Annotated in this window: 8 protein-coding genes and 1 pseudogene; all 9 read left to right on the top strand. The window is 60.9% G+C overall.

The genetic code is table 11. The annotated features are described in order from the left end of the window. Window positions 1–106: 106 nt before the first annotated feature. Window positions 107–190: pseudogene (locus ACIPY9_RS24395) on the top strand (hypothetical protein); the annotation flags it as partial. A gap of 2 nt (window positions 191–192) precedes the next feature. After that, complete coding sequence (gene nuoE, locus ACIPY9_RS24390) at window positions 193–690, top strand: NADH-quinone oxidoreductase subunit NuoE (RefSeq protein WP_400707761.1); 498 nt, start codon at window positions 193–195, stop codon at window positions 688–690. Continuing rightward, window positions 687–2,042: an NADH-quinone oxidoreductase subunit NuoF gene (nuoF, locus tag ACIPY9_RS24385; protein WP_400707758.1), complete on the top strand. Its 1,356-nt coding sequence runs from the start codon at window positions 687–689 to the stop codon at window positions 2,040–2,042. The genes nuoE and nuoF overlap by 4 nt, the downstream gene beginning before the upstream one ends. Before the next feature lie 135 nt (window positions 2,043–2,177). Then, the gene (nuoG, locus tag ACIPY9_RS24380; RefSeq protein ID WP_400707755.1) at window positions 2,178–4,892 is read left to right on the top strand and encodes an NADH-quinone oxidoreductase subunit NuoG; all 2,715 of its coding nucleotides are present in this window, start codon (window positions 2,178–2,180) and stop codon (window positions 4,890–4,892) included. Continuing rightward, a complete protein-coding gene (nuoH, locus tag ACIPY9_RS24375) occupies window positions 4,889–5,896 on the top strand; it encodes an NADH-quinone oxidoreductase subunit NuoH (RefSeq protein WP_400707752.1) in 1,008 nt (335 codons plus the stop codon). Before nuoG ends, nuoH begins: the two co-directional genes overlap by 4 nt. A gap of 11 nt (window positions 5,897–5,907) precedes the next feature. Continuing rightward, window positions 5,908–6,456 carry an NADH-quinone oxidoreductase subunit NuoI gene (gene nuoI, locus ACIPY9_RS24370; RefSeq protein ID WP_003223795.1) on the top strand — a complete coding sequence of 183 codons (549 nt, stop codon included), beginning with the start codon at window positions 5,908–5,910 and terminating at the stop codon, window positions 6,454–6,456. 10 nt (window positions 6,457–6,466) lie between these two features. Beyond that, window positions 6,467–6,976, top strand: a complete 510-nt coding sequence (nuoJ, locus tag ACIPY9_RS24365) for an NADH-quinone oxidoreductase subunit J (RefSeq protein ID WP_400707748.1) — start codon at window positions 6,467–6,469, stop codon at window positions 6,974–6,976. Next, window positions 6,973–7,281 carry an NADH-quinone oxidoreductase subunit NuoK gene (nuoK, locus tag ACIPY9_RS24360; RefSeq protein WP_400707745.1) on the top strand — a complete coding sequence of 103 codons (309 nt, stop codon included), beginning with the start codon at window positions 6,973–6,975 and terminating at the stop codon, window positions 7,279–7,281. Before nuoJ ends, nuoK begins: the two co-directional genes overlap by 4 nt. Then, window positions 7,278–8,295 (top strand): NADH-quinone oxidoreductase subunit L (locus ACIPY9_RS24355; protein ID WP_400707742.1); only part of this gene is annotated, 1,018 nt, incomplete at its 3' end. The genes nuoK and ACIPY9_RS24355, both read left to right, overlap by 4 nt.

Genomic DNA, 8,295 nt, shown 5'->3' with positions numbered 1-8,295 from the left:
CTGCTCGAAGGTTCTCGCCCGGCGTTGTCGCAATTTGTGGTCGACAAGGTTGCCGAGTATGTCGCCCGGTTGCGGCTGGCCATTTCACGCTACGACGCTCTTCCGATCTGTGATCAAAGGCAGCATGGTCGCGGACTTGATCGCGTACCTGGGTAGTATCGACTTCGTTATGGCCGACGTGGACCGCTAAGCATGAACAGCACGCTTATCCAGACAGACCGTTTCGCCCTGAGCGAAACCGAACGCTCGGCCATCGAGCACGAGATGCATCACTACGAAGACCCGCGCGCGGCGTCCATCGAAGCCCTCAAGATCGTTCAGAAGGAACGTGGCTGGGTGCCGGATGGCGCGATTTACGCCATCGGCGAAATCCTCGGCATTCCCGCCAGCGACGTCGAAGGCGTGGCCACCTTCTACAGCCAGATTTTCCGCCAGCCGGTCGGTCGTCACATCATCCGCGTCTGCGACAGTATGGTCTGCTACATCGGCGGCCATGAGTCGGTGGTCGGCCAGATCCAGAGCACCCTGGGCATCGGCCTGGGCCAGACCACACCGGACGGCCGCTTCACGCTGCTGCCGGTCTGCTGCCTGGGCAACTGCGACAAGGCCCCGGCGCTGATGATCGACGACGACACTTTCGGTGACGTACAGCCTGCTGGCGTTGCCAAACTGCTGGAGGGCTACGTATGACCCTGACTTCCTTCGGCCCTGCCAACCGCATTGCGCGGAGCGCAGAAACCCATCCTCTGACCTGGCGTCTGCGTGACGACGCCGAGCCGGTATGGCTCGACGAATACCAGGCCAAGAACGGCTATGCCGCAGCGCGCAAGGCGTTCGCCGACATGGCTCAGGATGACATCGTCCAGACCGTCAAGGATGCCGGCCTCAAGGGCCGCGGCGGTGCAGGCTTCCCCACGGGCGTGAAGTGGGGGCTGATGCCCAAGGACGAATCCATGAACATCCGCTACCTGCTGTGCAACGCGGACGAAATGGAGCCCAACACCTGGAAAGACCGCATGCTGATGGAGCAACAGCCCCATTTGCTGATCGAAGGCATGCTGATCAGTGCCCGCGCGCTGAAAACCTACCGTGGCTATATCTTCCTGCGTGGCGAGTACACCACCGCCGCCAGACACCTGAACCGTGCCGTGGAAGAAGCCAAGGCAGCCGGTCTGCTGGGCAAGAACATCCTGGGCAGCGGCTTCGATTTCGAGCTGTTCGTCCACACCGGTGCCGGGCGTTACATCTGCGGTGAAGAAACCGCACTGATCAACTCCCTGGAAGGCCGTCGTGCCAACCCGCGCTCCAAGCCTCCCTTCCCCGCCGCCGTCGGCGTCTGGGGCAAGCCGACCTGCGTGAACAACGTCGAAACCCTGTGCAACGTGCCTGCCATCATCGGCAACGGCGTTGACTGGTACAAATCCCTCGCCCGCGAAGGCAGTGAAGACCACGGCACCAAGCTGATGGGCTTCTCCGGCAAGGTGAAGAACCCTGGCCTGTGGGAGCTGCCGTTCGGCGTCACCGCTCGCGAGTTGTTCGAGGACTATGCCGGTGGCATGCGCGACGGCTACAAGCTCAAGTGCTGGCAGCCAGGCGGCGCCGGTACCGGCTTCCTGTTGCCGGAACACCTCGATGCACAAATGTACGCGGGCGGCATCGCCAAGGTCGGTACCCGTATGGGGACCGGTCTGGCCATGGCCGTGGACGACAGCATCAACATGGTGTCCCTGCTGCGCAACATGGAAGAGTTCTTTGCCCGCGAATCCTGCGGTTTCTGCACCCCGTGCCGTGACGGTCTGCCATGGAGCGTCAAGCTGCTGCGTGCACTCGAAAAAGGTCAGGGGCAAGCCGGAGATATCGAAACGCTGCTCGGTCTGGTCGGTTTCCTCGGCCCAGGCAAGACCTTCTGTGCTCACGCACCGGGAGCCGTGGAGCCATTGGGCAGCGCGATCAAGTATTTCCGTCCGGAGTTCGAAGCCGGTATCGCGCCTGTCAGCGCGGCCGTCCCGCCTCTGGCGAAACCGATCATCGTCGGCGCATAACAACTTTAAAAGGTGAAGGGTACGCCCTTCACCCATCGTGTGATGACGCCCTTCGGGGCTGTTCCGAATCGCACGACATAACAAGATTCCATTAGCCACGCCCGCTGACACCGGGCCAACGAAGAACTTTGAACCATGGCCACTATCCACGTAGACGGCAAAGCGCTCGAAGTCGACGGGGCAGACAACCTGTTACAGGCATGTCTGTCGCTGGGCCTCGACATTCCTTATTTCTGCTGGCACCCCGCTCTTGGCAGCGTAGGTGCCTGTCGCCAATGCGCGGTCAAGCAGTACAACGACGAGAACGACACCCGTGGTCGCATCGTCATGTCCTGCATGACCCCCGCCACCGACAACACCTGGATCTCCATCGACGATGAAGAATCCAAGGCCTTCCGCGCCAGTGTCGTCGAATGGCTGATGACCAACCACCCGCATGACTGCCCGGTCTGCGAGGAAGGCGGTCACTGCCACCTGCAAGACATGACCGTGATGACCGGCCACAACGAGCGCCGTTATCGCTTTACCAAACGCACCCACCAGAACCAGGACCTCGGCCCTTTCATCTCGCATGAAATGAACCGTTGCATCGCCTGCTATCGCTGCGTGCGCTTCTATAAAGACTACGCTGGCGGCACTGACCTGGGCGTTTTCGGCGCTCACGACAACGTCTACTTCGGCCGCGTCGAAGACGGCGTTCTGGAAAGCGAGTTCTCCGGCAACCTCACCGAGGTCTGCCCGACCGGTGTGTTCACCGACAAGACTCACTCCGAGCGCTACAACCGTAAATGGGACATGCAGTTCTCGCCGAGCATCTGCCATGGCTGCTCCAGCGGCTGTAACATCAGCCCCGGTGAGCGTTACGGCGAACTGCGTCGCATCGAGAACCGTTTCAACGGTTCGGTGAACCAGTACTTCCTGTGCGACCGTGGCCGTTTCGGCTATGGCTATGTCAACCGCGAAGACCGCCCACGTCAGCCACTGCTGGCCGACGGTAGCAAACTGAGCCTTGATCAGGCGCTCGACACCGCTGCCGACCTGCTGCGCGGACGCAACATCGTAGGCATCGGCTCGCCACGCGCCAGCCTGGAAAGCAACTACGCGCTGCGTGAGCTGGTGGGTGCCGAGCACTTCTACTCGGGTATCGAAGCCAGCGAGCTGGAGCGTATCCGTCTGGTGATGCAGGTCCTCAAGGACAGCCCGCTGCCGATCCCGACCCTGCGCGATATCGAAGACCACGATGCGATTTTCGTCCTCGGCGAAGACCTGACACAGACCGCAGCACGCCTGGCCCTGGCCCTGCGCCAGTCGGTCAAGGGCAAGGCTGAAGAAATGGCCGACGCCATGCGCGTACAGCCCTGGCTGAATGCTGCGGTGAAAAACATCGGTCAGCACGCGCTGAACCCGCTGTTCATCGCAAGCCTGGCTGAAACGAAACTCGACGACGTCGCCGAAGAGTGTGTACACGCTGCTCCGGACGACCTGGCACGCATCGGTTTCGCTGTGGCCCACGCCCTGGACGCCAGCGCCCCTGCCGTCGAAGGTCTGGACGCCGAAGCTCTGGAGCTGGCCAAGCGGATTGCCGACGCCCTGCTCGCTGCCAAACGCCCACTGATCATCGCCGGTACTTCCCTGGGCTCCAAGGCCCTGATCGAAGCCGCCGCGAACATCGCCAAGGCTCTGAAACTGCGCGAGAAGGAAGGCTCCATCAGTCTGGTGGTTCCGGAAGCCAACAGCCTGGGTCTGGCCATGCTCGGTGGCGAATCGGTAGATGCCGCCCTGCAAGCCGTGATCGACGGCAAGGCCGACGCCATCGTCGTACTGGAAAACGATCTGTACACCCGCACCGATGCTGCCAAGGTCAATGCCGCCCTGAGCACCGCGAAAGTGGTGATCGTGGCCGACCATCAGAAAACCGCTACCGGTGATCGTGCCCATCTGGTCCTGCCAGCGGCCAGCTTCGCTGAAGGCGACGGCACGCTGATCAGTCAGGAAGGCCGTGCCCAACGCTTCTTCCAGGTGTTCGATCCAACCTACATGGACGCCAGCATTCTGGTTCATGAAGGCTGGCGCTGGCTGCATGCCCTGCGCTCTACCCTGCTGAACAAGCCGGTGGACTGGACTCAACTGGACCACGTCACTGCAGCCTGTGCACAAAGCAATGCGCAACTGTCCGGCATCATCAATGCCGCGCCGTCTGCTGCGTTCCGTATCAAAGGCCTGAAACTGGCTCGCGAACCGCTGCGTTACAGTGGTCGTACCGCCATGCGCGCCAACATCAGCGTCCATGAGCCTCGTACTCCGCAAGACCAGGACACCGCGTTCGCCTTCTCCATGGAAGGTTACTCGGGGTCTGCCGAACCGCGTCAGCAAGTACCGTTTGCCTGGTCTCCGGGCTGGAACTCGCCACAGGCCTGGAACAAGTTCCAGGACGAAGTCGGTGGTCACTTGCGCGCAGGCGATCCAGGCACACGCCTGATCGAAAGCCAGGGCGACAACCTCGACTGGTTCGCCAGTGTTCCACGCGCCTTCTCGCCCGCTCAGGGCACCTGGCAAGTGGTGCCGTTCTATCACCTGTTCGGCAGCGAAGAGAACTCTTCCAAGGCCGCACCGGTTCAGAGCCGCATTCCCGAGGCCTACGTCTCGCTGGCCAAATCCGAAGCCGATCGCCTGGGCGTCAACGACGGTGCCCTGCTCGCCCTGAACGTTGCGGGCCAGACCCTGCGTCTGCCGCTGCGCATCAATGAAGAACTGGGTGCAGGCATGGTGGCATTGCCTGTCGGTCTCGCAGGCATTCCGGCGGCGATCTTCGGCAAATCGGTCGACGGTCTTCAGGAGGCAGCACAATGAGCTGGTTTACCCCTGATGTGATCGACGCCATCATCGCGGTCGTCAAGGCTATCGTCGTGCTGCTGGCCGTTGTGGTCTGCGGCGCGCTGCTGAGCTTCGTCGAACGTCGTCTGCTGGGCTGGTGGCAGGACCGTTACGGTCCGAACCGCGTTGGCCCGTTCGGCATGTTCCAGATTGCTGCCGACATGCTGAAGATGTTCTTCAAGGAAGACTGGACCCCGCCGTTTGCCGACAAGGTGATCTTCACTCTGGCACCGGTCGTGGCCATGAGCGCCTTGCTGATCGCCTTCGCAATCATCCCGATCACCCCGACCTGGGGCGTGGCGGACCTGAACATCGGTCTGCTGTTCTTCTTCGCCATGGCCGGTCTGTCGGTCTACGCCGTGCTGTTCGCCGGCTGGTCGAGCAACAACAAGTTCGCCCTGCTGGGCAGCCTGCGGGCCTCTGCGCAAACAGTGTCCTATGAAGTGTTCATGGGTCTGGCGCTGATGGGTGTCGTGGTTCAGGTCGGTTCGTTCAACATGCGTGACATCGTTGAATATCAGGCCCAGAACCTGTGGTTCATCATTCCGCAGTTCTTCGGCTTCTGTACCTTCTTCATCGCAGGCGTTGCCGTGACCCACCGTCACCCGTTCGACCAGCCGGAAGCGGAACAGGAACTGGCTGATGGTTATCACATTGAATATGCCGGCATGAAATGGGGCATGTTCTTCGTCGGCGAATACATCGGCATCGTGCTGATCTCGGCGCTGCTGGTAACCCTGTTCTTCGGTGGCTGGCACGGTCCGTTCGATATCCTGCCGCAACTGTCGTTCGTCTGGTTCGCCCTGAAAACCGCGTTTTTCATCATGCTGTTCATCCTGCTGCGCGCCTCCATTCCGCGCCCACGCTATGACCAGGTCATGGATTTCAGCTGGAAATTCTGTCTGCCGCTGACCCTGATCAATTTGCTGGTGACTGCTGCGGTTGTGTTGTTGAACACGCCGGCAGGCTCGGTTCAGTGAGGATTTGACCCATGTTCAAATATATTGGTGACATCGTTAAGGGTACTGGTACCCAATTGCGCAGCCTGGTGATGGTATTCGGTCACGGCTTCCGCAAACGCGACACCCTGCAATACCCGGAAGAACCGGTCTATCTGCCACCCCGCTACCGTGGCCGTATCGTGCTGACCCGTGACCCCGACGGTGAAGAACGCTGCGTGGCCTGCAACCTGTGCGCCGTGGCCTGCCCGGTCGGCTGCATTTCGTTGCAGAAGGCCGAGACCGAAGATGGCCGTTGGTACCCGGACTTTTTCCGCATCAACTTCTCACGTTGCATTTTCTGCGGCCTGTGCGAAGAAGCCTGCCCGACCACTGCAATCCAGCTGACACCGGATTTCGAGATGGCCGAGTTCAAACGTCAGGATCTGGTCTACGAGAAAGAAGATCTGCTGATCTCCGGCCCCGGCAAGAACCCCGACTACAACTTCTATCGCGTCGCCGGTATGGCCATCGCTGGCAAGCCAAAAGGCTCTGCACAGAACGAAGCCGAACCGATCAACGTCAAGAGCTTGCTGCCTTAAGGAAGTAAAGATGGAATTCGCTTTCTATTTCGCATCCGGCATCGCCGTCGTGTCCACCCTGCGGGTGATCACGAACACGAACCCGGTGCATGCCCTGCTCTACCTGATCATCTCGCTGATCGCCGTGGCGATGACCTTTTTCAGCCTTGGCGCACCGTTCGCCGGGGTTCTGGAAGTCATCGCCTATGCGGGCGCAATCATGGTCCTGTTCGTGTTTGTGGTGATGATGCTGAACCTGGGCCCGGCCTCGGTTCAGCAGGAGCGCACCTGGCTCAAACCCGGTATCTGGGTGGGCCCGGTCATTCTGGGCACCCTGCTGCTGGCTGAACTGCTGTACGTGTTGTTCGCCAACCAGACCGGCGCCGGCATCGGTCACACCACCGTCGACGCCAAGGCGGTCGGCATCAGCCTGTTCGGGCCTTACCTGCTGGTCGTGGAACTCGCTTCGATGCTGCTGCTTGCCGCAGCCGTCACCGCATTCCACCTGGGCCGCAACGAGGCGAAGGAGCCAAGCCAATGAATGCTATCCCTCTGGAACACGGTCTGGCGGTCGCCGGAGTCCTGTTCTGCCTCGGCCTGGTAGGCCTGATGGTGCGCCGCAACATTCTTTTCGTGTTGATGAGCCTGGAGATCATGATGAATGCCTCTGCTCTGGCGTTCATCGTTGCCGGTAGTCGCTGGGGTCAGCCGGATGGACAGGTCATGTTCATTCTGGTGATCAGCCTGGCCGCTGCCGAGGCCAGTATCGGCCTGGCGATCCTGATGCAGCTGTATCGCCGCTTCCACACTCTCGATATCGACGCTGCCAGCGAGATGCGCGGATGAACCTACTCTTTCTGACTTTCGTATTCCCCCTGATCGGTTTTCTGCTGCTGTCGTTCTCTCGTGGACGCTTCTCGGAAAACCTCTCGGCCCTGATCGGTGTCGGCTCCATCGGCCTGTCGGCCATCGTCACCGCCTGGGTCATCTGGCAATTCAACGTTGCACCGCCTGAAGGCGGCCACTACACCCAGGTGCTGTGGCAATGGATGGACGTGGATGGCTTCAGCCCGAACTTCGCCCTGTATCTGGACGGCCTGTCCATCACGATGCTGGGCGTGGTGGTCGGCGTGGGCTTCCTGATCCACCTGTTCGCCTCCTGGTACATGCGCGGTGAGGACGGCTACTCGCGCTTCTTCTCCTACACCAACCTGTTCATTGCCAGCATGTTGTTCCTGATCCTGGGCGACAACCTGCTGTTCATCTACTTCGGTTGGGAAGGCGTAGGCCTGTGCAGCTACCTGCTGATCGGCTTCTACTACAGCAATCGCAACAACGGTAACGCGGCCCTCAAGGCCTTTATCGTGACCCGCATCGGCGACGTGTTCATGGCCATCGGCCTGTTCATCCTGTTCCAGCAACTGGGCACGCTGAATATCCAGGAACTGCTGGTACGTGCCCCTGAGCACTTCAAGGTCGGTGACTTCTGGATCGTCCTGGCGACCCTGATGCTGCTGGGCGGTGCGGTCGGTAAATCCGCGCAACTGCCGCTGCAGACCTGGCTGGCGGATGCGATGGCCGGTCCTACTCCGGTTTCGGCACTGATCCACGCGGCAACCATGGTGACCGCAGGCGTCTACCTGATTGCCCGTACCCACGGCCTGTTCGCCCTGGCTCCGGACATTCTGCATCTGGTCGGTATCGTCGGTGGCGTCACGCTGGTTCTGGCTGGTTTTGCAGCGCTGGTTCAGACCGACATCAAACGTGGCCGGAAACCGGGACCAGCAAACCGCTGCGCGCCCGCCTGCCGAAAGAGGTTCAGGCACGCATCAAGCTGGTGGCGGACTGGAACAAGGACGA

The organism is Pseudomonas sp. NPDC089734 (assembly GCF_044748865.1).
In the GTDB taxonomy this organism is placed as follows: Bacteria; Pseudomonadota; Gammaproteobacteria; order Pseudomonadales; family Pseudomonadaceae; genus Aquipseudomonas.
Note: the sequence above shows the minus strand (reverse complement) of the source record. Positions and strands in the feature narration are given on the sequence as shown.